Raw genomic sequence first — 21,817 nt, 5'->3', positions numbered from 1 at the left:
CGGCAGCGGAAAGCTGCACCGGTGAATCCTACCGAGCCGGGCGGGTGCCCCGCGAAGCGATGGCCCCCGGCGTCGGGGGCCATCGCCCGGTGCGCCCCCCGGTCAGCCGCCGAAGGAGTCCTCGAAGGTGTCGACGCCGCCGTGCAGGGCCTTCATCAGCCGGTCGCGGTCGGCCTCGTCGACGTGCACGGGGGTCAGCGCCGACGGGTGGGTGAGGTGACGGAAGCCGGTACGCCGCTCCAGCCGCCCGGAGAGCCGGACGGGCAGCCCGACCAGGTGCGCCTGGGCCGCGATGCGGTACCCCTCCTCGGGCAGGCGGATGCGTACGTGGCGGACGTCCGCGCCCGCCAGGACGCGCAGCCGGATGGTGCCGCCCCCGGAGGGGCGCGGCCGGCGCAGCCGGGTGACGGTGCCGGTGACGCGCACGTCGACCGAGGGTTCCTCGCGCACGTAACGCTCACTGGCGGCCTCCAGCGCGGGGAGGTCGCCAGGGGAGAACTCGACCGGCTCCGGCACCCTGGCGAACCCCACGGGCGGCCCGGCCGCCGGGGCCCAGGCGAGGGTGACCACCACGCCCTCGGTGCCGCGCACCATCCGGATCAGGGAGTCGGCCAGTTCGTGGCAGACGCCGAGACCCACCGCCGCGTCGAAGGCCTCCATGCCGCCGGTGGTCCGCTGGTAGTCCACCGCGTCCCGGGCCGCCTGCAGCGCGCGCAGCAGTGTGGTCACGGTGCGGCGGCCCTCGGGGACCGGCGCGTACGCGGTGAGCTGGTGCCCCGGCGCGGCACCGACCAGCACCTGCTCCAGGAAGGCGTTGGCGTGCCCGGTGTGGCGCGCGCCGAAGTAGCCGAAGCGGTCCCGCTCGGCGCGGGCGGCGGACATGAGCATGGCGCGGGCGGCCGCGCGCAGCTGCTCCCCCGCCGTCCACGGCACGGCCGCGCCGGCGGCCGGCGGCAGCTCGCGGTGCCAGTGGATCTCGTCGCCGGGGACGGCGAGCGCGGTCAGCACCTCGCGCGCCGACGGCTCGCCGCAGCGGGCGAGGGCGTCGAGGGCCTCGCCCAGCAGCTCGGCGTGGTCGGCGTAGCGGGCGCCCGCGGTACGCCGCTCCGGCACCAGGAGGCTGGTCCGGGCGGCGGACTCCGGCTCGCCCGGGGGCGTCCAGCGTGTGTAGCGGCCCGGGGCGCCGCCGCGCCGCCGCCAGCCGTGGCGGGCGAGCAGCGCGACGAGGACGCCGGGGTCGACCCGCTCGGGGTCGGGCGGGACGATTGCGTCGTCTGCCGTCCGGCTCATCAGGGCCTCCCTCCCGCCCCGACCCGCGTCATGATCTCGCACAGGGCCCGGTCGTCGAAGATCCGCGCGGTGGGTATCCGCACGGTCGTCTTGCGCTTGCCGGTCGCGGCGTGACCGGCGAGGTTCGTCCAGTAGCAGCAGTGCCGCAGCTCCAGCCGGTCGTGGCCGGCGCGAAGCCATTCCTCCTGGGTGCGCGGCACGAGCATCACCACGAGGATCTTGTGCACCGAGACCGGGGTCCGGGCCAGCTTCACCAGGTGCTCGTTCTCCAGGGTGAAACCGAAGGTCGGACCGGGCGGCCGCGGGGCGACCTGGTAGGTGCACTTGAGCTGCACCTTGATCGTGACCTCGTCGTCCACACCGTGGCCGTGCGAACTGTGGCTTATGTGCCAGTCGATGCCATTGTCCGGGAAGGGCTGGGCGAGCGAACAACCGGCGGCCGCCGCCACCGCGTGCAGATATCCCACTTGGAGGGTTTCCATGCAGCTGGTGGTGGCGAGTCCGCCGCGCAGCGGTGCGTTCGGTTCGGACAGCAGCCCACCCGGGCCGGGCTGCTCGAGCGCCATCGCTCTCCGTGCCTTTCCGGGCGCGGGAATCCAGTGATCCCCGTTGCCCTCTTCATCCCCACCAGCGACAAGTCGCAAACCGTTGCGGTTCGGTGACGTGCGGTCACGGGTACGTACCGTAAGGGCGGCCGCCGGCCGCCCACATCCTGCGATCCGCACGGGAGGTGCGCCATGCCGCACTGGTACGACGGCCCGCTGGCCGCCTTCGACACGGAGACCACGGGGGTCGACGTGGAACACGACCGGGTCGTCTCGGCCGCGTTGGTGGTCGAGGACGCCCCCGGCATACCGGCCAGGACGACCCGCTGGCTGGTGGACCCGGGGGTCCCGGTGCCCGAAGGGGCCCGCGCGGTGCACGGGCTGGACGACGACTACCTCCGGGCGAACGGACGCCGTCCCGGCCCGGTGATGGAGGAACTGGCACGCGCGCTGGCCGACCAGGCCGCGGCCGGCGTGCCGCTCGTGGTGATGAACGCACCCTTCGACCTGACGCTGCTCGACCGGGAGTTGAAGCGCCACCGCGGCATGGCGCTCGACGCCTACCTGGTCCGCGGCCCGCTGCGCGTCCTCGACCCCCGGGTCCTGGACAAGCACCTCGACCGCTACCGCAAGGGCCGCCGCACCCTCACCGACCTGTGCGCGCACTACGGCGTGGTGCTGACCGACGCCCATGACGCCGCGGCGGACGCCCTCGCCGCGCTCGCGCTCGTACGGGTGCTGGGACACCGCTTCGCCACACGGATCGGCGGGGTGCCGCCCGCCGAACTCCACGCCCGCCAAGCCCTCTGGCACGCCGGCCAGGCCCGCGGGCTGCAGGCCTGGTTCGCCCGCAGCGGCACGGACGACCGGGTCGACCCGGCCTGGCCGCTGCGGCCGACGCCCGCACGGACCCCCGAGGAACCGGCGGCCTAGGCACACGACGAAGGGCCGGTCCGTGATGGACCGGCCCTTCGTGAGGGTGGGCGATACTGGGATCGAACCAGTGACCCCTTCGGTGTGAACGAAGTGCTCTCCCGCTGAGCTAATCGCCCGGGACGACCAGAACAATACAGGGCGCGGGCGGCTGCGTTCAAACGGCTTCCCGGCCCGGTGCCCCCGCCGCGCGCAGCCGGGCGGACAGGCCCCGCCGCCCCTGCCGCATCATCAGGGCGTGGTTCGCCCGGAACAGCGGCCGGCACGGGACGGCCAGCCGTCGCATCAGCGGCTTGTTGACGATCACGTCCTCCTCGAAGAGCAGCCGGGTGCCGCCGCCCGGCCCGTCCGCGCCGACCGTCCACCGCACCCACCCCTCCAGGTCCCCGTACATCGCCACCTCCAGGACCCCCGCGCGCGGGTCGCGTCGGGTCTGGTGCGCGGTGACGAACAGGTCGTACGGCAGGACCGAGCGGAAGCGCAGGGTGCCGGCGGTCTCGCCGGTCCGCCGCACCTCGCGGACCTGGGGCCACCAGGCCGGGTACTCGTGCGGGCGCTCCAGGAGGCCGTACACGGCCTCGGGCGGGGCGGCGATCCGCCACAGACTGCGGAAACGGTAACGGCTCCAGTCCATGGAGCCAGTGTGCGTACTCAGCACGGATCTGAGTACCAGCGCGCATGTCCGCGCACGTGGGCCGCGCCACACTCCGAGCCATGGAGACGATGCCCCCGCCGCACGACCGCTGCCCCGCGTGCGGCACCTACCTGCCCGCGACGGCGCCGCCCGCGTGCCCGCGCTGCGCGCTGCCCCTGGTCGGGCCGGTCGCCGAGGAACTGCGCGAGACCGACCGCGCCCTCCTGCGGCTGGACGCCGAACGCGGCCGCCTCATCGCGCGCCGCGGGCAGTTGCTGGCGCAACTGCGTCCGCCGTACCCGCCGGCGCCGTGGGGCACGCCATGGGGTGCCCCGCCGCGCCGCGAGACGTCGCCCCGCGCGGTGCAGAACCTGCTGCTCGCCCTGGGCGGTGTGCTGCTGGCGGTCGCCGCGATCGCGTTCACCGTCATCAGCTGGGGCCACCTCGGCATCGGCGGACGTGCCGCCGTCCTGGGCGCGCTCACCCTCGCGGCGACGGGCGTCCCCGTCCTGCTGCTGCGCCGCACGCTGACCGCGACGGCCGAGGTGGTCGCCTGCCTCGGCCTCGTCCTGCTGCTGCTCGACGCGTACGCGCTGCACCGCGTGGCGTTCTCCGGCGCCGACGGGCTGCGCTTCGCGGCGGTGTCCCTGGCCGTCGTCGCCGCGCTCTGGGCCGGATACGGGAAGGCGCTCGGGCGGCTGGTGCTGCCGGTGCCCCTCGCCGTGGTGATCGGTCAACTCCCCCTGGCGCTTTGGGCGTCGGCCGCGGAGTCGGCGTACGGGCTCGCGGCCGCCCTGCTCGTCACGGCCGCGCTGGACGCGGCGGCCGCCCTCCTCACCGGCGGGCGCGGGACGCGGATCACCGCCGCCGTCGCCGGGACGGCCGTCGGTCTGGGCGCGCTGCTCACCGCGGGCGGGCTCTCCGTCTCGGCCGACGACGGCGGAGCGGCACTGCGCGCGGGCGTGCTGCTGCTGGGCGCCGCCGCGGTGGCGCTCACCGTCGCGCTGCGGCCCGCGGTGCCCGCCTCCGTGTCGGGGATCCTGTCCGGGGTCGCGGCGCTCGCGGTCGTGGGCGCGGCCGGCGGGATCGTACGGTCGGGTGTGCCCGGCGACTGGATCGTGCCGGGATACCTGGCGTGCGCGGCGCTCGTCCTCGGCGCGGCGGCCCTCGCCGTCCCGGCCCGCCTCCGCCCGGTGGCCGCCGGTCTCGCGGCCGGCGCCGCCGCGGTGCACGCCCTGGCACTGCTGTGGGCCCTGCCCTCGCTGATCGTGGGCGTGGTCACGCCCGACGCGTGGGAGGGCCCGTACAGCGCGGTCGCTGTCACCGGCCTGCTCGCCGCGGAACTGGCCACGGCCGCGCGGCTGCACCGCGCCACCCCGTACGCCCCCCTCGCCGCCTCCGGCGCCCTGGTGGCGGCCTCGGTCGCCGTGTGCGTGCCCGGCCCGCTGCCCGTACGGCTCGTCGTCGTGGCCGCCCTGCTCGCGCTGTCGGCCCGGGCGCTCACCTGGACCGCCCTGGTGAGCGCGTGCGGGCTCGCCGTGACGGCCGTCGCGTGGGCCCACCCGGAGCGCACGACGACGCTCACCGTGCTCGCCGTGCTGCTGGCCTGCTTCGGCGCGCTGTACGCCGTGGCCCCGCGCACCCGCGTGGTGAGCGCCGCCGCCGTGGTCGCCTGCGCGGCGGGCCTGGCCTGGACCGGACTGCCCGCCCACGCGGCCGCGTTCACCCTCCTCGCGATCGCCGCGGCCGCCCAGGCCGCCGCCCTCCGCGCCCCCGGACGCCCCTTCGAGCACCCCGGCCACGCCGCGGCCCTGCTCGCGATCGGCCTCGTCGCCGACGACCCCGCACTCCTCGCCCTGGCCCTCGCCCTCGCGGGCGTCCTCGCCGCGGCCGTCGCGGCGCTGCGGGCCGACCGGCGGTGGCTCGGCTACGCCGCGACCTGCCTGATGATCGCCGCGAGTTGGGTACGCCTCGCGGCGTCCGACGTCCACGTCCCGGAGGCGTACACCCTCCCCATCACGGTCGCCGCCCTGGCCGTCGGCGCCCTGCGGCGGCGCCGCGACCCCGCGTTCTCGTCCTGGGCCGCCTACGCCCCCGGGCTCTGCGCGACCCTCCTGCCCAGCCTCGCCGCCGCCTGGGGCGACCCCGGCTGGGTCCGCCCCCTGACCCTGGGCGCGGCCTCGCTCGCCGTGATGCTCCTCGGTGCCCGCCACCGGTTGGCGGCGCCGCTCCTCCTGGGGGCGGGCGTGCTCGCGCTCGACGCGCTGCACGAACTCGCCCCCTACATCGCCCAGGCCCTCGGCGCGGTCCCCCGCTGGGTGCCGCTCGCCCTGGCGGGCGTCCTCCTGCTCGGGGTCGGGGCGACGTACGAGCGCCGTCTGCGCGACGTCCGGCGCGTGCGGGACGCACTGGGGCGCTTCCGCTAAGAATGTGCCGGTGGGTCGTGGTTGCGGCCCGCTTGTCGTGTGCGGGTTCGTTGCGCCTGCGGGCGGCTGCGCCGGGCTGGCCGGTTGTTGCGTGCGGGTTGTTTGCGCCTGCGGCGGGCATCCCCCGCCCGCCCGCCCGATTGCCCGGCGCGGTCAGTGACCGCCTCGCGCGGTCGTTGTGGGGTCGGTGCCGCGCCGGGGTACGCCCCCAGCCTTCGGCCGGGGGGACCCCCATGGGCGCACCCCGCCACACCCCCTCCCGGTCGTGTGGGCGCATGACGGCCGGACGGGGTCAGAAAGCGGTCCGGGGTCACCGCAAGTGCCTTACCCACCCCCCCACCGGCCGTCGTGCGCCCCGACAACCGGAGGGGGTGTGGCGGGGTGCGCCCGGAAGCGACGAGCGGTGAACGCGGTGCCAGAAGATGTGGACGTAAACCGCGAGCGCTGTGGGGGTCCCCCCGGCCGAAGGCTGGGGGAGTGCGCCGGCGCGGCCCCGACCCAGGCACACGATGCGCAGGCCCGCACCAATCGCGCCGGGCAACCGGGAGGGCGGCGGGGAACCGCCCGCCGCAGGCGCAAACAACCCGCACACAGCCACCGGGCCACAAGGGGCACCCCGGCCGCCATCACAGCGCACCCGCACGGCGTTCCACCGCCACGCACCCCAACGCCACCGCCCCCAGCGGCAGAAGCATCCACGCGGCCACCCCGACCACCACCACCCCGCCCGCGAGCAGCAGCGTCCCCCCGGGGTCGCCCACGACGCACCGCACCGCCCGGCCGGCCGCACCCCGGCCGCCCTCCCCGGGCCGCCAGAGCGCAGCCGCGCGAAGCCCCGTCACCACGAGGGCGACCGCTGCCAGGACACCAACACACGTGAACGCTCCCCCACCGGGCATCCCGGAGCGGGCCACCGCCAGGTCGAGCCCGAGCAGCGTGAGCACGCCCCACCACAGCAGCGTCCAGCGCCACCCGGCGCGGGTCGCGACCGCGGTCTCCGCCGCGAAGTCGCGCCATGTGGACCGCTCCCCGTCAAGGTGCCGCCGCAAGTGCCCGCAGGCGGCGGCGAACGCGGGCAGCGCGGTGACCAGCGGCAGCGCGGCGGCCACCAGCCACACCCCGGTCAGCAGGCACTCGGCGAACAGCGCGAACCGGTCCGCACGGGGACGCGCACCGTCGGCACCGCCGAACGCCATGGGCCTCAGCCCTTCAATCCGGAGGTGGCCGCTCCCTCGACCAGGTGGCGCTGGAAGGCGAGGAAGAAGAGGAGCACGGGCAGGAGGGCGACCAGCGACATGGCGACCATGCCGCCATAGTCGGCCACGCTGTCCTGGTCGATGAACATCTTCAGCCCGAGCGAGACCGTGTACTTGTCGGGCTCGTTCAGGTACAGCAGGGGCCCGATGAAATCGTTCCAGGACCAGATGAACGTGAAGATGGCGCTCGCGATGAGGGCGGGCCGGCACAAAGGGAGCACGATGCTCCAATAGATGCGCAGATGTCCGCAGCCGTCGATGCGCGCCGCCTCGTCCAATTCCCGCGGGAGATTGCGCATGAATTGCGCCATGAGAAAGACGAAGAACGCGTCCGCGGCGAGGTATTTCCCGAGCAGCAACGGAACGTAAGTGTTGATCAGGCCGAGCCGGAAGAGCACGTACTGCGGGATGATGAGCACCTGGAAGGGCAGCAGCAGCGTCGAGATCATGACCGCGAAGAGCAGGTTGCGCCCGGCGAAGCGGATCCTGGCGAAGGCGTAGGCCGCCAGCGAGCAGGAGATGAGCACGCCCACCACAGAACCGACGGCCAGGAAGAGCGAGTTGGTGAAGAAGGTGGAGACGGGATGTCGGCGATGCCACGGGTCAGCCGCCGGTAGTTGTCGGCGATGGGGCGGCCGGGCAGCAGTTCCAGGCTGCCGACGATCTCGTCGCCGGGCTTGAGCGAGGCGCCCACCAGCCACACCACCGGGTAGAGGATCACCACGAGCAGGGCCAGGGCGCCCGCGTGCCAGGCGAGGGTGCGCGCCGTGCGGCGGCGGGCCGTGGCGAAGGAGGTCATCGGGCGTCCGTCCCTTCCTCGTAGTGGACCCAGTTGCGCTGGGTGCGGAACAGCAGCGCGGTCAGCAGGCCGATGCCCAGCATCAGCATCCAGGCCATGGCGGACGCGTAGCCCATGCGGAGGTTGCGGAAGCCCTGTTCGTACAGGTACCAGGTGTAGACGAGCAGGGAGTCGGCCGGGCCGCCGGCCCCGCCGCCGCTCCCTCCGAGGACCACCGCCGAGGTGAAGACCTGGAAGGAGTGGATGAGTTCGAGCAGCAGGTTGAAGAAGAGCACCGGCGAGATCAGCGGCAGGGTGATGGACAGGAACCGCCGCCAGGCCCCGGCCCCGTCGACCTCCGCCGCCTCGTACAGTTCCCGCGGCACCTGCTTCAGCCCCGCCAGGAAGATCACCATCGGGGCGCCGAATTGCCAGACGGTCAGGGTGACGAGGGTGGGCAGCGACCAGTCCGGGTCGCCGACCCAGCCGCCGACGTCCCAGCCGGCGAGGTGCAGCGCGCGGTCCACGACGGCGTCGTCCTGGAAGACCGAGCGCCACACGATGCCGATGCTGACGCTCGCCCCGATCAGCGACGGGGCGTAGAAGGCGGAGCGGTAGAAGCCCTGGCCGCGACGGGGCCTGACCAGCAGCAGTGCCACGGCATGTGCCGCGGCGAGCTTGAGCGGGGTGCCGACCAGCACGTACTCCAGCGTCACGCGCACCGAGTGCCACCAGCGGTCGTCGGCGAACATGTCGCGGAAGTTCCTCAGCCCGATCCACCTCGGGGAGTCGAAGAGGTTGTAGTCGGTGAAGGCCAGGTAGAGCGAGACGAGCATCGGGCCCAGCGTCAGCAGCAGGACGCCGATGCACCACGGGGTCAGGAACAGGTGGCCGGCCTGGGTCTCCCGGCGTCCCCGCCGCCGGCCTTCCGGGGGCCGGTCCTGCGGGGTGCGGCGCCGCTCGGCGACATCCGGCCCGGCGGTCTGGGTGCGCGTCACGGGATGTCCTCAGGAGCCGAGCGCGGTCTTCGCCTCGCTGAAGAACTGTGTGACGGCGTCGTCGACCGAGGTCTTGCCCAGGGCGACGTCGCCGTAGATCCGCAGGAAGGCCGCCTCCGCGACGTCCGCACCCGCCGGGTGCGGGGTGATCGGCTCGATGACGCCGCTCACGGACTTCTCGTACGCGGCGATCTGCGCGTCGACGCCGGTCGGCCGGTAGGCGTCGAACTGGGCGTTCGTGGGCAGGACGCCGCGGTTGTAGCCCATGATCTTCCCGACCTCGGGGTCGTGGACCGTGAAGTCGATGAACTCCGCGACCTCCTCAGGGGTGCTCGGTGTGGGCCGAGCCGCTGAGCATGAGCGAGGAGATGTACTGACCGGTCCTGGTGCCGTCGGTGGTCGGGACCGGGGCCAGGGCGAGCTCGGTGCCGGTCTCGGCGGCGTAGCGGACGATGAAGTTGTCCCAGGTGAACTCGGCGGCGGAAAGGTCGCCGCTGACCGAGGACTTGGGCTTGATCTGCTCGCTCTTCTTGGCCGGGACCAGGTCGCCCGCCTTGTTGTCGGCGTAGTGGTCGCCCCACCACTGCCGGAGGTCGGCCTCGGCGAAGCCGAGCTCGTTGTCGGCGGTGAAGAACGCCTTGCCGTTCTGGCGCAGGTAGAGGTCGTACAGGTACATGACCCCGCCGTTGTCGCTGGCGCCGTAGCGGTCGCCCTCGGCGGCGCTGATCTTGTGGACGGCGGCGTCGAACTCGTCCCACGTCCAGCCGGCGGCGGGGGTGACGCCGACGCGCTCGAAGGCCGCGGGGCTGTAGACCAGGGCGAAGGTGTTGCCGCCGACGGGGACGCCGAGCAGCTTGCCGTCGACCTCGCCGGCCTTCTCCAGGCCGGCCCGGAAGTCGTCCATGCCGAGGTTGCCGGCCTTGACCTGGGTGTTCAGGTCGAGCAGCAGGTCCTTCTCGCCGTACTTGCGCAGGAAGGCGACGGAGTTCTGGAAGACGTCGGGGGCGTTGCCGCCGGCGGCCTGCGTGTTGAACTTGCTCCAGAAGTCGGCGTACTCGGCGAAGTCGGTCGTGACCTTGATGTGCGGGTGGCCCCTCTCGAAGAGCGCGACCGTCTTCCGGATCAGCTCCGCCCGGTCCTGGGCGCCCCACCACGAGTAGCGGATGGTCACGGTCCCGCCGTCCGGGTCGCCACCGCCCCCGCAGCCGGCCGCCAGCAGCCCCAGCGCGGCGATCGCGGCCGCGCCGGCCCCAAGGCCCCGCGGCCCCGCGGCCCGCGCACACTCCGTCGAACGCCCACGACATGCCTCCTTCGGGCAGACGCCACCCCGCGTCCCGCGGAGGGCCTGAAACGATTAAGGCAAGCGCTTGCCGAGAAACCGTAGGGAGACCCCGCCGAGGCGTCAATCGGTAAGGCGGAGAATGACGGAAAGCGCTTCCCATGCTCACCGGAACAGCACAACCGCCGGACACGACGACGAGGGCCCGGAAGCCGCTCTCGGCTTCCGGGCCCTCGGTCCGGGTGGGCGATACTGGGATCGAACCAGTGACCCCTTCGGTGTGAACGAAGTGCTCTCCCGCTGAGCTAATCGCCCCGGTGCGGGAACAACATTACCGCATGTCAGCGGGTGCCCCGACCATCGCGGACGGTGCGCCCTCAGTGCAGGTCGGCCTTCCACGGCATCACGAAGCCGAACCGCCAGAGGTAGTACCCCAGCAGGACGCCGATGATCACCAGCCCGATGGCGGTCAGCGTCAGGTTCCGCCGCCGCACCTTCGGGTCGAGCGCCTTCTGTGCCGCCTCGGTCACCTTCCGCTTCGTCCAGCGCAGCACCAGCTGGGCCCAGACGAACTCGGTCGCCCAGACGGCCATGCCGGCGAAGATCACCACCCAGCCGGGCCCCGGCAGCGGGAGCAGGACCACGCCCGTCCCGACGATCGCCAGACCCACCAGGAAGACCCCGACCTGCCAGCTCACGTGCAGCGCGCGGGAGCGCCGGATGAAACGTGGCGCCCTCGACCCCAGCGGGCGCTCGGAGCCCTCGGGCTCCACGTCCCCGCCGTCCCCGTTGTCGACGGTCGCGGGATCCATGGCCACGGCCACCTCCCGCTCGTCACTCTCCGCAGTCATGCTCCCAAACTTACCCGAAGCCACTTCGTCACCGGAATGGCTCGCCGGGGAGGAAAAGAACTCGGCCGGACGAGGTACCGGAACCCTCACAAACCCGTCAGAGGGGTTTACAACGTCCCCGCAGGTGGCATGTCGATTTCGCCGACGTGCGAATCCCCGAGCGCACACTGAGCGAAAGGCCCTGGCGCTTATGAACACCACGGTCAGCTGCGAGCTGCACCTGCGCCTCGTTGTGTCGAGCGAATCGTCACTGCCCGTACCCGCGGGCTTGCGGTACGACACGGCCGATCCCTACGCCGTGCACGCCACCTTCCACACCGGTGCCGAGGAGACAGTCGAATGGGTCTTCGCCCGCGACCTGCTCGCCGAAGGTCTGCACCGGCCCACCGGCACCGGCGACGTCCGGGTCTGGCCGTCCCGCAGTCACGGCCAGGGCGTCGTGTGCATCGCCCTCAGCTCTCCGGAGGGGGAGGCGCTGCTCGAGGCCCCTGCGCGGGCCCTGGAGTCGTTCCTCAAGCGGACCGACGCCGCGGTGCCCCCCGGCACCGAACACCGTCATTTCGACCTGGACACCGAGCTCTCGCACATCCTCGCCGAGAGCTGAGTCCACCGACCGTCCGTCGCCGTACGCATCTCGGGGGTACGGCGCGGACCCGACCTGCCGGAGCCGTCGTCGGGGAGCACCACGCTCCACGGCGACGGCTCTCGCGCTAAAGTCACCGGAACGCCCGACCCACCAGGCCAGGGAGAGAGCGATTCCGTGCTGATCAACCATGACACCAGGTGCGCACTCGACTGCGTGGTGGATCTCATCAACACCACCCCGGAGAGTGACGGCCGCGAGGGTCTGGCCGACCTCGCGGCGCTGCGCGCCTTCGTGGAGCGCAACGAGGTCAGCGACGTCGGATCGCTCGACGAGGACGACCTCGTCGCGGTGCGCGCCGTACGGCAGCTCTTCTCCCAGGTCTTCTCCGCGCCCGCCACGCCCGAGGCCGCGGCGCTGGTCAACTCGCTCGTCGCCGAGGCCGGCACCACGCCCCGGCTCACCGACCACGACGGCTACGACTGGCACGTCCACTACTTCGCCCCGGGCGCCTCCCTCGCCGAGCACCTGGCCGCCGACTGCGGGATGGCCCTGGCCTTCCTCCTCGTCGCCGGGGAGCGGGAGCGGCTGCGCCGCTGCGACGCCCCGGACTGCCGGCGCGCCTTCGTCGACCTGTCACGCAACCGCTCGCGGCGCTACTGCGACAGCCGCACCTGCGGCAACCGGCTCCACGTCGCCGCGTACCGGGCGCGCCGCCGCGAGGCCGTCGCCGTGCCGGCTCAGAACGGCCAGAGGTCGTAGAGCCCGCCGAAGGCGAGCAGACTGCCGATCACGGTCAGGAACAGCATGAGCGGCGGCTGGGAAAGCGCGAACAGGCAGCCGCGGGGCTCGTCGTCGTCTGCTTGGGCTTCCATGGCCTTACGGTGTGCTCGGAGGGGCGCGAACTCGCACAACCGTACGCCCCCGGACACACCAAATCCCGCTCAGGGGGCGGTAGTTGAGGTCCGCCAGGGCGATGATGACGTAACCTCGCCACCCCCTGCCACCAACACGCCGCTCAGATCCCCCTGCGCTTGAGGATCTCCTCGATCTCACCGAATTCGGCCAGGTCGGGATCGGTCTTCGCCGCCTTCGGGACCGGTTTCTTCCCCTGCGCCAGAGCCGGCGCCCCCGCCCCCGACGCGACCGCCCGGCCCGGGCTCGCCTCCGCGACGCCCTTGCGGCGCCCCGACACCCGCGCGAGGAAGTACAGCACGACCGACAGGGCGAGCACGGCGAAGCCCGCCCACACCGACGGCTTGAACACCAGGTCCGCCGCCCAGTCGGCGACGGCCCGGACGACGGTCCCGGCCAGCGAGACCAGGCCCGTCATGTACAGGCCGACGGGCAGCAGCGCCGCCGCCGCGATCATCGTCGCCCTGCGGAACCTGCGCCGGTAGGCGGTGAGCAGGGCGATCGCCAGGCCCGCCGCGGACAGCGCGACACACACGGTCGAGGTCAGCATGCGGAGCTCCTCCGAAAGGGTCTGCTCGCTCCATCGTGCACCCGCCCCCCACCTGCGGGCCACGGCCCGGCGGCAACCTCAGGGTGATCTCCGGGACGGCTCCTCCCCCGGTGGGAGACTGGCCCCATGAACGAAGCGACTCCCCGCACCGTCGTCCTCGAGTACTGGTGCGAACTCCAGTGCCCCGACTGCGCCACCGCCCTCACCGACCTGCACGCCCTGCGCGACCGGTACGGCGACGCCCTGGAGATCCAGCTGCGGCACTTCCCCCTGGAGAAGCACAAGCACGCCTACGCCGCCGCCCAGGCCGCGGAGGAGGCCATCGCCCAGGGCCGCGGCTGGGAGTACGCGGAGGCGGTCCTCGCCCGCACGGACGAGCTGGGCGAACGGGGCGAGGCACTGCTGGTCGAGATCGCGGCGGACCTGGGCCTCGACGCGGAGGAGGTCGACACCGCGCTCGTCGACGGGCGGCACCTCCTCGTCGTCGACGCCGACCAGGCCGAGGGCAAGGCCATCGGCGTCACCGGCACCCCCACCTACGTCATCTCCGGCGAACGCCTCGACGGCGGCACGTCCCAAGACGGCCTCCGCACCCGCATCGAGTCCCTCGCGGACGCCGCCCTGGGCCGGTAACCGACATCCCGACGTGTGCACGCCGGTGGGTAGGACGGCTGCCCGCTACCCCACCTCGTCCGGCCGTCAGTCGCCCACACGACCGGAGGGGGTGTGGCGGGGTGCCCCCGCAGGCGACGAGCGGGGGACCCGGCTCCGAACGACGTAGGGGTAAACCGCGAGCCCCGAGGTGGGGGTCCCCCCGGCCGAAGGCTGGGGGCGTGCCCCGGCGCGGCACCGACCCCACAACGACCGCGCGAGGCGGTCACTGACCGCGCCGGATGGGGGTCCCCCCGGCCGAAGGCTGGGGGAGGGCGGGCGGCGGGGAAACCGCCCGCCGCAGGCGCAAACAACCCGCACGACAACCACCGGCCGCAACCCCCACCCCGGGCACTCAGAGAAGCGGCTTCGCCAAATGCACCTCCGTCACCCCGTACCCCAGCGCCCCGTATAGCCCCTCCGCCGCCTCGTTCCCGGCGAAGACGTTGAGCCCGATCCACCGCAGCCCCGCCGCCAGGCACTCCCGCTCCGCGGCGAGCATGAGCGTGCGCCCGTGGCCCCGGCCCCGGTGCCCCTCGGCGACGTGGACGTCGAACACGAACCCCGTGGTTTCGTCCCTGCGCCCCACCCACAACTCCCCCACCACCTGCCCGGCCTCCCGGGCCTCCCCGGCCCCACCGGCCCCACCGACCTCCAGCACCCTCAGCACCGCGCCGGGCGTCGCGAGCCCCTCGGGGAGGGCGGCCAGGTCGTCCGCCCGGGCCTTGGCGCGGGCCTGCGCCTCGGGCACGCCGCGCCGCGTCCAGGACCGGACGTACTCGTCCTGCTTGCGGGCCGCCCACCCCGGGTACTCCGCCTCCGTCATGGGCCGCACGACGCTGCCGCCGGGCAGCGCGGGCGGCGCGTCGGGCAGCGCCTTGAGCATGTTCCGATTGCGGACGACGTACCCCAGCACGCCCGCGAGCCGGAGCGCGGCCGTGTCTTCCGTCCGCACCGAGACCTCGATGCGGCGGCAGCCCCATCCCCGCAGGACCTCCTCCGCGGCGAGGGCCGCGACCGTGCCGCGGCCGCGGCGCTGCTGGTCGTGGTCGATCCGCAGTGCGGCGATGCGCCCGACCTCGGGCCCGAACCGGGCGTCGGTGCACAGGGTGGTCTCCCCCACCGGGCGCCCGTTGACACAGACGTGGAAGCGGCGGGCGCGTACTCCGCCGCGCCAGCGCTGTTCGGGCTCGGCCGGGCGCAGGGTGGTGGTCATGGTGTGGAGTTCTACCGGGTCGCCGCGGTTACGTCACGGGTTCAACCACCGGGGACCGCCCCGGTTCAGGGGTTCGGGTGCTCCACGGACCGCTCCGCGAAGACCCGCATCGCCTTGGCCGTGACCGGGCCGGGGCGGGCCCCGGTGGCCATCTCGCGGTCGTCGACCCGGTGGACGCCCTGGACGTCGCGGAGCGAGGAGGTCACGAAGATCTCCTCCGCCTCGGCGAGGGACTCGAAGGGCAGGTCGGCCTCCTCGGCGCCGGCCCACTCGATGACGAGCTCCCGGGTGATCCCGGCGAGGCACCCGGAGGCGAGCGGCGGCGTGAGCAGCTTGCCCCCGAGGACGACGAAGACGTTGGAGCCGGTGCCCTCGCAGAGCCGTCCCTGCGTGTTGGCGAAGAGCGCCTCGGAGGCGCCGTGCTGGTGGGCGCGGGCCAGGGCCACGACGTTCTCCCCGTACGAGGTGGTCTTGAGCCCCGCGAGGGCGCCCTTCTCGTTGCGGGTCCAGGGGACGGTGACGACGGCCGTCGTGTCGGGGCGGACGGTCGCGGCGCCGAGGGCGACGACCAGGGTGGGGCCGGTGGTGCCGCGCTCGGAGCCGAGCGGCGAGGTGCCGCCGGTGTACGTGACGCGGAGCCGGCCGTGGGGCGCCGGGTTGGCGGCGAGGACGGCCTCGCAGGCGTGGCGCACCTCGTCCAGGTCGGGCTCGGGCAGGCCGAGGCCGCGCGCGGAGCGGGCCAGCCGGCGCAGGTGGCGGTCCATCGCGAAGGCGGTGCCGCCGGTGGCCTTGAGCGTCTCGAAGACGCCGTCCCCGACGGTCAGACCGTGGTCCATGACGGACACGGACGCCTCGTCGGTCTCGCGCAGCGCGCCGTTGACCCAGATCGCGCCGGCGGTGGTCGTGCTCACGGTGTCACTCTGCCCCATGGTTCCGTTCGCCTTCGTTCGAGTCGTACGTACCCGACGCTACTGCCAGCAGCCGGGAGGCCTTCAGTTCCGTCTCGTCCCACTCCCGCTCGGGATCGGAGCCCCAGGTGATCCCGGCACCGGTGCCGAAGCGCAGCACGGGGCCGCCGGGGGCGGCGCGGTCGATCCAGAAGGTGCGGATGCCCACGGCGAGCTCGCCGGTGCCGCGGTCGGCGTCGACCCAGCCGATGCCGCCGCAGTAGGGGCCGCGGGGGGCGGTCTCCAGTTCGGCGATGATGCGCAGGGCGCTGGACTTGGGCGCGCCGGTGACGGAGCCCGGCGGGAACGCGGCGTCCAGCAGTGCGGCCCAGCCGGCGCCCTCGCGCAGTTCGCCGCGCACGGTGGAGACGAGGTGGACCAGGCCGGGGTGCTTCTCCACGACGCAGAGGTCGGGGACGCTGACCGTGCCGGTGGCGCAGACCTGCCCGAGGTCGTTGCGGACCAGGTCGACGATCATGACGTTCTCGGCGTGGTCCTTGGGGAGCAGGTCGGCCTCGGTGCGGCCGGTGCCCTTGATGGGTCCGGACTCGACCACCTCGCCGCGGCGGCGCAGGAAGAGTTCGGGGGAGGCGCTGGCCACCTCTATGCCGTGCGCGGGCAGCCGGACCGTTCCCGCGTGCGGGGCGGGGTTGCCGCGGGCCAGGACGGCCGCGAGGGCGTCGACGTCGGCGTCCGGATCGGGCAGCGGCGCGGTGAGCACCCGGCAGAGGTTGGCCTGGTAGACCTCGCCGGCCGCGATGTACTCGCGGACGCGGCGCACTCCGGCGGTGTACCCGGCGCGGTCCAGCGAGGACGTCCAGTCGCCGCGGGCGGGGCCCTTCCAGAGCCGGTGCGGGGCGGCCACGGCGGGTTCCGGCCGTACGTTCCCGAAGCGCGCGCAGACCATGTCGCCCTCGAAGCCGGCGACCACCGCCCAGAAGCCGGAGGAGTCCAGCGCGGCCGGGTCGGTGGTGACATCCCGCAGGTCGGAGGCGACGAGGCCGCCGAATCTGGCGAGGGGCTCGAGGTCGGGCACGGGGCTTCCCAGGTCGGTCCGGTGGGGCGAGTGCGAGTCTAAGTCGGCGGCGACGAGCGAGATGCGCTGGTCACCGACCCGGCACGCTGCGGAAACGCGTTTTGGTGGCGGAGCCGTAATCCGCTAGAGTTCAACTCGTCGCCGGGACGCGGAAGCGTACCGGCGGAGGTCCCGCCCGGGTGCGAGCTCCGGGGGAGACACTGCGGACGTGGCTCAGTTGGTAGAGCATCACCTTGCCAAGGTGAGGGTCGCGAGTTCGAATCTCGTCGTCCGCTCGAAGTGGGGGTCACCGCCCCCGCGCTGGTGGAGTGGCCGAGAGGCGAGGCAACGGCCTGCAAAGCCGTCTACACGGGTTCAAATCCCGTCTCCACCTCTGAGGACGATTAGCTCAGCGGGAGAGCGCTTCCCTGACACGGAAGAGGTCACTGGTTCAATCCCAGTATCGTCCACTGGGCCCGGGAGGGCCTTCTCCAACGCTTCGGCACGGGGGACCCGAGCGCGATTAGCTCAGCGGGAGAGCGCTTCCCTGACACGGAAGAGGTCACTGGTTCAATCCCAGTATCGCGCACGCTGCACCAGAACCACCCGCAGTACCGAGGACGATTAGCTCAGCGGGAGAGCGCTTCCCTGACACGGAAGAGGTCACTGGTTCAATCCCAGTATCGTCCACCAGCAGCCGAGGGCCGGAGCGTTCGCTCCGGCCCTCGGTCGTGTCATGACGAGAAGAGCATGTGCGCCCAGCTCTGCTGCTTGTGGTGGCCGTGGTGGCCCCCGTGGTGCCCGCCGTGCGGGGCACCCCAGGCCGGGGCGGCGTGCTGCTGCGGGTACGCCTGCGGGTAACCGGGCGGCGGCGGGGCGGGCTGGGCGTACTGCGACTCCATGCGGGTCAGCGCCTCGAGCTCCCCGTAGTCCAGGAAGATCCCCCGGCAGTTGCCGCACTGCTCGATCTGGACGCCGCTGCGGGTGAACGTCTGCATCGGGCCATGACACTTGGGACAGAGCATCGTCGGCTCATCTCCTCGTTCGCGCCGGCCGGGGGTCCTCCCCCGGCGTAGAACTGCACCTTACTTCCGCGATTCGGCGGCACGTATCGAGGACGGTCCGTTCCGTCCCGTCGAGTGCGCGGCCCTCCTGCGCGGCCTTGGCGACGGCTGTCGCCGCGGTCTGGACCGCCAACGCCCGTGCCGCCACGTCGAGATGCGGCCACGGGTCGCCGTCCGCGGGAACGGCGGGGCCGCCGCCGGCGCGGTACGCGCCGAGGAAGCGGCCCCAGTCGGCGGGGTCGAGCAGCCCGGCGGCGAACCACATCGCCGGCCGGGCCAGGTCCCAGGCGGGCTCGCCGAGCCCGAGGTCGTCCACGTCGATGAGGCACCACGGCCCGTCGGGCGCCGGGTGGCGTACCAGTTGGCCCATGTGCAGGTCGCCGTGGCAGAGCACCTGCCGCGGCTGCGGGGCCTCGCCGCGCGCCCAGGGCGGCAGGCCGTGCCAGGCGGCGAGCACCGCCGGGTCGCCGGTGCCGGCGGCGAGCATCCTCGCGACCGCGCCGGCCGCGCTGCCCGGCCCGCGCATCTGCGGCGGCGGGCCGGGTAGCGCGGACACCGGCACGGTGTGCAGACGGGCCAGGAGCGCGCCGGCCTCCGCCCAGGGCGCGGAGTCCGGGTCGTCGCGGTCGACCGGCTCGCCGAGGGGCCACAGGCTCACGGTGCGGCCGAGGAGCGGGGCGCTCAACGCGCCGCCGTGATCGGGCAGCGGCGCCGGGGGCAGCAGGACGCCGTCCAGCAGAGGATGGGCGGCCACGCGCAGGCGCAGGGCGAGCTCTTGCGGATCGGTGCCCGGGGCGTGGGCCTTGGCGACGAGGCGGCCGCCACGGACGACGGTGGCGTCGGGCCGTTCGGCGAGCACGGCGGGCCGTGCCTGGCCGGGTACCCGCGAGGCCGCTGCCGCGACCGCCCCCAGGGCGTGCGTCAGCGGTGCTCCGCTGCTGGTCACTTCTTCCCCCACCGCCCGTGTCACCGGCCCACTGTGCGGCAGTGCGCCGCACCATGGCAATGCCGGGTGTGATGCCCGGGTACCGCCACGGTACCCGGGCATTCATGCCGTCCGCCGTACCCCCGTCCCCACGGGGTTGGTTCACCGGTCCTCGCGGACCCGGACCGCTCTTCCGGGGCCGCGGGGCGTCTGTCAGCGCCCCATCAGACCGGCTACGGACGACGCCTGTGTGACCACCGCGTCCCAGCCCCCGAAGGCCACCGCGAGCAGCACCGCGAGCGGCAGCACCATCGCCACCGCCACCAGCGGATGCCGGGTGCCCGACGGGCGTATGCCGAAGGCGGCGATCCTGCTGCCGCGCGCCGGCCGCACCGTACGGCTCACCGTGTTCGCCATGGCCCTCTCCCGGGTCGTGGTCCGTGATCATGCACAGTTGTCGGGGCGGCGGGCGTTTGACCTCGGGGGACGAGTGCTCCGCCCGCCGCTTGACCTCAACATTAGGCGCGGCGCCGGCGCCGGTCGTCATGCCCTCGTACCGCTTCCCTGGCCTCCCCGAGGATGACTCCGGGTCCGGTCGCGTACTCCCCTGGGTGGAGGGACCCGGCCGCACCCCCGGGACATCCCCGAGGGGATCTCCCGGGCGGGCGCGGACGGGGCCCGTCAGCCCCGCTCCTCGTCCTCCGCGTCGCCGGTCGGCATGGGCTGCTCGACCAGTGCGAGGACCCGTGTGGCCATGAAGCGCGCGGTGCGCACCACGGAGCCGGACCGGGTGACTTCGCTCACTTCCACCACCCCTCGGCGGACCGCCGTCTCGACCCTGCGGCCCGCCCTGGTGGCGACCACTTCGTACGTCCTCGTCGTGTCGCCCGCGTCGACGACTATCTCCACGCGGTCACCCTTCATGGCGTCAATCCCCCTTGTCCGACGGACTGTTGACGGCATGACGAAATTCCTGGCCCGTCAGCGGCCGGAACTTTCCCCACTCTTCAAGGATCCCATCCGGCACTGACAATCCGCCGCCCCGCGCGGGCGCGGCCTCGCGGCGCGACGGGCGGTCAGTCCGTAAGCTGTCGGCGTCAGACTGGCCAGGCAGGCAGCGGGGATGGACGACATGGCGATGATGCGGCTCCGGCGCGAGGACCCGCGTGTCGTCGGCTCGTTCCGCCTGCACCGGAGGCTGGGCGCGGGCGGCATGGGGGTCGTCTACCTGGGCGCCGACAAGCGCGGCCAGCGGGTCGCGCTGAAGGTGATCCGCCCCGAGCTGGCCGAGGACCAGGAGTTCCGCTCGCGCTTCGCGCGCGAGGTGTCCGCGGCGAGACGCATCCGCGGCGGCTGCACGGCCCGGCTGGTCGCCGCCGATCTGGAGGCGGACCGCCCGTGGTTCGCCACGCAGTACGTTCCCGGGCCCTCCCTGCACGACAAGGTCGCGCGGGACGGCATGCTCCCGGCCGCCGAGACCGCGTCCATCGGCGCCGCGCTGGCGGAGGGACTGGTCGCCGTCCACGAGGCCGGGGTCGTCCACCGCGACCTGAAGCCCTCCAACATCCTGCTGTCGCCCAAGGGCCCCCGGATCATCGACTTCGGCATCGCCTGGTCCACCGGCGCCAGCACCCTCACCCACGTGGGCACCGCCGTCGGCTCCCCCGGGTTCCTCGCGCCGGAGCAGGTCCGCGGGGCGGCGGTCACCCCGGCCACCGACGTCTTCGCCTTCGGCGCGACGCTGGCGTACGCGGCGATGGGCGACTCTCCGTTCGGGCAGGGCAGTTCGGAGGTCATGCTCTACCGGGTCGTCCACGAGGAGCCGGACCTCACCGGTGTGCCGGACTCGCTGGCCCCGCTGGTGTACGCCTGCCTCGCCAAGGACCCGGAGCAGCGGCCCAGCACGGTCCAACTCTCCGAGCGGCTGGCCGAGATCGCCGCCCGTGAGGCCCGTGGCCTCGGCGCGGCGCCGGGCCGGCGCGACATCGTGCCGAGGGCGTCCGGTCCGCGCGCCGAGCGGCCCACCGGCCCGCGGGCGCAGGCGTACGCGGACCAGCAGACCGAGCGGCGGACGGCGGCGGGCACGCCCGCCGCGCCGCGCACCCCGGCTTCCCCCCGCACGCCCGCCACGCCGCGCACCCCGGCCCGGACGCCCTCCGGCCGCACCCCGGCTCCCCGCACCCCGGCCAACCGCCGGCCCGTGGGTGCCGACCGCAGGCTGCTGCGGCAGCGGCTCATCGTCTTCGTCACCGTGACCCTCCTCGTCGCGCTCGGCATCGCCGCCGCCCAGGGCTGCCAGGGCCCCAGCCGCGGCATCGGCCTGCTGCCCGGGGCCGGCGCCGACGCGACGGCGCCGCACGCGCCGTAGGCCTGCCACCGCGTAGGCACTGCCACCGGGACGTCCGCCCTGCGGGTCGGGGTCCTCCGCGAGGGGGACGAGGAGGGCGTCCGAAAAGCCGGGCAGGACGGCGGCGGTCGCCCGGTGTTTGTGTGCGGGTGCGTTGCGCCTGCGGCGGGCGGTTTCCCCGCCGCCCGCCCTCCCCCAGCCTTCGGCCGGGGGGACCCCCATGGGCGCACCCCGCCACACCCCCTCCCGCAGGTTGGGGCGACTGACGGCCGGTGGGGGGTGAGTGAGGCACTTGGGGCGACCCCGGACCGCTTTCTGACCCCCCTCCGGCCGTTGGCCGCCCGCGATAGGGAGGGGGCGGGGTCGTTGGGGGCACCCCCGGACGAAGGCTGGGGGAGGGTGGGCGTTCTGGACGCTGACGTGTATTTGTTGTGCGGCACAGACGGCACAACCTGGACCGCCCGCCATGCACATAAATATGCGGTCCAGAATGCCCAGCCCCGCAGGCCCCGACCCCGGCCCACCACGAACCGCGCGAGGCCCGCACCAACCGCGTCGGATGGGGGTCCCCCGGCCGAAGGCTGGGGGAGGGCGGGCGGGGGGAGAAACCGCAA

21 protein-coding genes, 7 tRNA genes and 2 pseudogenes are annotated in these 21,817 nt (G+C 73.7%); 11 read left to right on the top strand and 19 right to left on the bottom strand.

The features are described 5' to 3' along the window. Positions 1-102: 102 nt before the first annotated feature. Positions 103-1,290, bottom strand: a complete 1,188-nt coding sequence (locus OG937_34245) for a hypothetical protein (GenBank protein WUD76389.1) — start codon at positions 1,288-1,290, stop codon at positions 103-105. After that, positions 1,290-1,856, bottom strand: coding sequence for a DUF4365 domain-containing protein (locus tag OG937_34240; GenBank protein WUD76388.1), 567 nt, complete (start codon positions 1,854-1,856; stop codon positions 1,290-1,292). Before OG937_34240 ends, OG937_34245 begins: the two co-directional genes overlap by 1 nt. 171 nt (positions 1,857-2,027) lie before the next feature. Between OG937_34240 and OG937_34235 the strand changes: the two genes are divergently transcribed. Then, positions 2,028-2,768: an exonuclease domain-containing protein gene (locus tag OG937_34235; GenBank protein WUD76387.1), complete on the top strand. Its 741-nt coding sequence runs from the start codon at positions 2,028-2,030 to the stop codon at positions 2,766-2,768. Between the two features lie 47 nt (positions 2,769-2,815). Here the strand turns inward: OG937_34235 and OG937_34230 are convergent. Then, a tRNA-Val gene (locus OG937_34230) sits at positions 2,816-2,887 on the bottom strand. Between the two features lie 38 nt (positions 2,888-2,925). Next, the gene (locus OG937_34225; GenBank protein ID WUD76386.1) at positions 2,926-3,402 is read right to left on the bottom strand and encodes an SRPBCC family protein; all 477 of its coding nucleotides are present in this window, start codon (positions 3,400-3,402) and stop codon (positions 2,926-2,928) included. Positions 3,403-3,482: 80 nt separating this feature from the next. Between OG937_34225 and OG937_34220 the strand changes: the two genes are divergently transcribed. After that, a complete protein-coding gene (locus OG937_34220) occupies positions 3,483-5,828 on the top strand; it encodes a hypothetical protein (protein WUD76385.1) in 2,346 nt (781 codons plus the stop codon). Positions 5,829-6,454: 626 nt separating this feature from the next. Here the strand turns inward: OG937_34220 and OG937_34215 are convergent. From OG937_34215 to OG937_34190, 6 genes and pseudogenes are all read right to left on the bottom strand, one after another. Continuing rightward, positions 6,455-7,024 carry a hypothetical protein gene (locus OG937_34215; protein WUD76384.1) on the bottom strand — a complete coding sequence of 190 codons (570 nt, stop codon included), beginning with the start codon at positions 7,022-7,024 and terminating at the stop codon, positions 6,455-6,457. Positions 7,025-7,029: 5 nt separating this feature from the next. Continuing rightward, positions 7,030-7,883 (bottom strand): annotated as a pseudogene (locus OG937_34210) (carbohydrate ABC transporter permease). Beyond that, entirely contained in the window at positions 7,880-8,860 is a 981-nt protein-coding gene (locus OG937_34205; protein ID WUD76383.1) for a sugar ABC transporter permease, read from the bottom strand. Before OG937_34205 ends, OG937_34210 begins: the two are co-directional and overlap by 4 nt. Positions 8,861-8,869: 9 nt before the next feature. Then, positions 8,870-10,085, bottom strand: a pseudogene (locus OG937_34200) (extracellular solute-binding protein). 297 nt (positions 10,086-10,382) lie between these two features. Next, positions 10,383-10,454 (bottom strand) — tRNA-Val (locus tag OG937_34195). Positions 10,455-10,516: 62 nt separating this feature from the next. Further along, complete coding sequence (locus OG937_34190) at positions 10,517-10,990, bottom strand: TIGR02611 family protein (protein ID WUD76382.1); 474 nt, start codon at positions 10,988-10,990, stop codon at positions 10,517-10,519. A gap of 190 nt (positions 10,991-11,180) precedes the next feature. On the opposite strand from OG937_34190, the gene OG937_34185 reads away from it, so the two are divergent. Both OG937_34185 and OG937_34180 read left to right on the top strand, forming a co-directional pair. Next, on the top strand, positions 11,181-11,594 hold the full coding sequence (locus OG937_34185) for an SsgA family sporulation/cell division regulator (protein ID WUD76381.1): 414 nt from the start codon (positions 11,181-11,183) through the stop codon (positions 11,592-11,594). A gap of 156 nt (positions 11,595-11,750) precedes the next feature. Further along, complete coding sequence (locus tag OG937_34180; protein ID WUD76380.1) at positions 11,751-12,335, top strand: CGNR zinc finger domain-containing protein; 585 nt, start codon at positions 11,751-11,753, stop codon at positions 12,333-12,335. On the opposite strand, the gene OG937_34175 is transcribed toward OG937_34180, so the two are convergent. Together OG937_34175 and OG937_34170 are read right to left on the bottom strand one after the other, a co-directional pair. After that, entirely contained in the window at positions 12,314-12,448 is a 135-nt protein-coding gene (locus OG937_34175) for a hypothetical protein (GenBank protein WUD76379.1), read from the bottom strand. The two genes, OG937_34180 and OG937_34175, sit on opposite strands and share 22 nt — an antisense overlap. Before the next feature lie 143 nt (positions 12,449-12,591). Next, a complete protein-coding gene (locus tag OG937_34170) occupies positions 12,592-13,038 on the bottom strand; it encodes a hypothetical protein (protein ID WUD76378.1) in 447 nt (148 codons plus the stop codon). Between the two features lie 126 nt (positions 13,039-13,164). On the opposite strand from OG937_34170, the gene OG937_34165 reads away from it, so the two are divergent. After that, the gene (locus OG937_34165; GenBank protein WUD76377.1) at positions 13,165-13,671 is read left to right on the top strand and encodes a DsbA family protein; all 507 of its coding nucleotides are present in this window, start codon (positions 13,165-13,167) and stop codon (positions 13,669-13,671) included. A 373-nt stretch (positions 13,672-14,044) separates the two neighbouring features. Here the strand turns inward: OG937_34165 and OG937_34160 are convergent, their stop codons facing one another. From OG937_34160 to OG937_34150, 3 genes are all read right to left on the bottom strand, one after another. After that, a complete protein-coding gene (locus OG937_34160) occupies positions 14,045-14,905 on the bottom strand; it encodes a GNAT family N-acetyltransferase (GenBank protein ID WUD76376.1) in 861 nt (286 codons plus the stop codon). A gap of 65 nt (positions 14,906-14,970) precedes the next feature. Continuing rightward, positions 14,971-15,834, bottom strand: a complete 864-nt coding sequence (locus tag OG937_34155; protein ID WUD76375.1) for an aminodeoxychorismate lyase — start codon at positions 15,832-15,834, stop codon at positions 14,971-14,973. Further along, entirely contained in the window at positions 15,821-16,888 is a 1,068-nt protein-coding gene (locus OG937_34150; GenBank protein WUD76374.1) for a chorismate-binding protein, read from the bottom strand. The genes OG937_34155 and OG937_34150 overlap by 14 nt, the downstream gene beginning before the upstream one ends. A 202-nt stretch (positions 16,889-17,090) precedes the next feature. Between OG937_34150 and OG937_34145 the strand changes: the two genes are divergently transcribed. From OG937_34145 to OG937_34125, 5 genes are all read left to right on the top strand, one after another. After that, positions 17,091-17,163: transfer RNA gene (locus tag OG937_34145), tRNA-Gly, on the top strand. A gap of 27 nt (positions 17,164-17,190) precedes the next feature. Next, positions 17,191-17,261: transfer RNA gene (locus OG937_34140), tRNA-Cys, on the top strand. Between the two features lie 4 nt (positions 17,262-17,265). Further along, positions 17,266-17,337 (top strand) — tRNA-Val (locus tag OG937_34135). 47 nt (positions 17,338-17,384) lie between these two features. Continuing rightward, positions 17,385-17,456 (top strand) — tRNA-Val (locus OG937_34130). 29 nt (positions 17,457-17,485) lie between these two features. Next, a tRNA-Val gene (locus OG937_34125) sits at positions 17,486-17,560 on the top strand. 41 nt (positions 17,561-17,601) lie between these two features. Here OG937_34125 and OG937_34120 read toward each other — a convergent pair. The 4 genes from OG937_34120 to OG937_34105 all read right to left on the bottom strand — a co-directional run bounded on the left by OG937_34120 (position 17,602) and on the right by OG937_34105 (position 19,780). Beyond that, positions 17,602-17,892 carry a zf-TFIIB domain-containing protein gene (locus OG937_34120; protein ID WUD76373.1) on the bottom strand — a complete coding sequence of 97 codons (291 nt, stop codon included), beginning with the start codon at positions 17,890-17,892 and terminating at the stop codon, positions 17,602-17,604. 7 nt (positions 17,893-17,899) lie between these two features. Continuing rightward, entirely contained in the window at positions 17,900-18,844 is a 945-nt protein-coding gene (locus OG937_34115; GenBank protein WUD78979.1) for an aminoglycoside phosphotransferase family protein, read from the bottom strand. A 225-nt stretch (positions 18,845-19,069) separates the two neighbouring features. After that, positions 19,070-19,273, bottom strand: a complete 204-nt coding sequence (locus tag OG937_34110; protein WUD76372.1) for a hypothetical protein — start codon at positions 19,271-19,273, stop codon at positions 19,070-19,072. 264 nt (positions 19,274-19,537) lie between these two features. Continuing rightward, on the bottom strand, positions 19,538-19,780 hold the full coding sequence (locus OG937_34105; protein WUD76371.1) for a hypothetical protein: 243 nt from the start codon (positions 19,778-19,780) through the stop codon (positions 19,538-19,540). A gap of 208 nt (positions 19,781-19,988) precedes the next feature. On the opposite strand from OG937_34105, the gene OG937_34100 reads away from it, so the two are divergent. Continuing rightward, the gene (locus OG937_34100; protein WUD78978.1) at positions 19,989-21,224 is read left to right on the top strand and encodes a protein kinase; all 1,236 of its coding nucleotides are present in this window, start codon (positions 19,989-19,991) and stop codon (positions 21,222-21,224) included. The last annotated feature ends 593 nt before the right edge of the window (positions 21,225-21,817 follow it).

The organism is Streptomyces sp. NBC_00510 (assembly GCA_036013505.1).
GTDB lineage: Bacteria > Actinomycetota > Actinomycetes > Streptomycetales > Streptomycetaceae > Actinacidiphila.
The sequence above is the reverse complement of the archived record's forward strand: the minus strand, read 5'-3'. Positions and strand labels throughout refer to the sequence as shown.

Bases quoted from the DNA above. Each gene is read 5' to 3' on its own strand.
- OG937_34155 (WUD76375.1), bottom strand. From the start codon at position 15,834: ATGGGGCAGAGTGACACCGTGAGCACGACCACCGCCGGCGCGATCTGG.
- OG937_34100 (WUD78978.1), top strand. From the start codon at position 19,989: ATGGCGATGATGCGGCTCCGGCGCGAGGACCCGCGTGTCGTCGGCTCG.
- OG937_34105 (WUD76371.1), bottom strand. From the start codon at position 19,780: ATGAAGGGTGACCGCGTGGAGATAGTCGTCGACGCGGGCGACACGACG.
- OG937_34220 (WUD76385.1), top strand. From the start codon at position 3,483: ATGGAGACGATGCCCCCGCCGCACGACCGCTGCCCCGCGTGCGGCACC.
- OG937_34175 (WUD76379.1), bottom strand. From the start codon at position 12,448: ATGGAAGCCCAAGCAGACGACGACGAGCCCCGCGGCTGCCTGTTCGCG.
- OG937_34245 (WUD76389.1), bottom strand. From the start codon at position 1,290: ATGAGCCGGACGGCAGACGACGCAATCGTCCCGCCCGACCCCGAGCGG.
- OG937_34170 (WUD76378.1), bottom strand. From the start codon at position 13,038: ATGCTGACCTCGACCGTGTGTGTCGCGCTGTCCGCGGCGGGCCTGGCG.
- OG937_34110 (WUD76372.1), bottom strand. From the start codon at position 19,273: ATGGCGAACACGGTGAGCCGTACGGTGCGGCCGGCGCGCGGCAGCAGG.
- OG937_34225 (WUD76386.1), bottom strand. From the start codon at position 3,402: ATGGACTGGAGCCGTTACCGTTTCCGCAGTCTGTGGCGGATCGCCGCC.
- OG937_34120 (WUD76373.1), bottom strand. From the start codon at position 17,892: ATGCTCTGTCCCAAGTGTCATGGCCCGATGCAGACGTTCACCCGCAGC.
- OG937_34235 (WUD76387.1), top strand. From the start codon at position 2,028: ATGCCGCACTGGTACGACGGCCCGCTGGCCGCCTTCGACACGGAGACC.
- OG937_34190 (WUD76382.1), bottom strand. From the start codon at position 10,990: ATGACTGCGGAGAGTGACGAGCGGGAGGTGGCCGTGGCCATGGATCCC.
- OG937_34165 (WUD76377.1), top strand. From the start codon at position 13,165: ATGAACGAAGCGACTCCCCGCACCGTCGTCCTCGAGTACTGGTGCGAA.
- OG937_34240 (WUD76388.1), bottom strand. From the start codon at position 1,856: ATGGCGCTCGAGCAGCCCGGCCCGGGTGGGCTGCTGTCCGAACCGAAC.
- OG937_34215 (WUD76384.1), bottom strand. From the start codon at position 7,024: ATGGCGTTCGGCGGTGCCGACGGTGCGCGTCCCCGTGCGGACCGGTTC.
- OG937_34160 (WUD76376.1), bottom strand. From the start codon at position 14,905: ATGACCACCACCCTGCGCCCGGCCGAGCCCGAACAGCGCTGGCGCGGC.
- OG937_34185 (WUD76381.1), top strand. From the start codon at position 11,181: ATGAACACCACGGTCAGCTGCGAGCTGCACCTGCGCCTCGTTGTGTCG.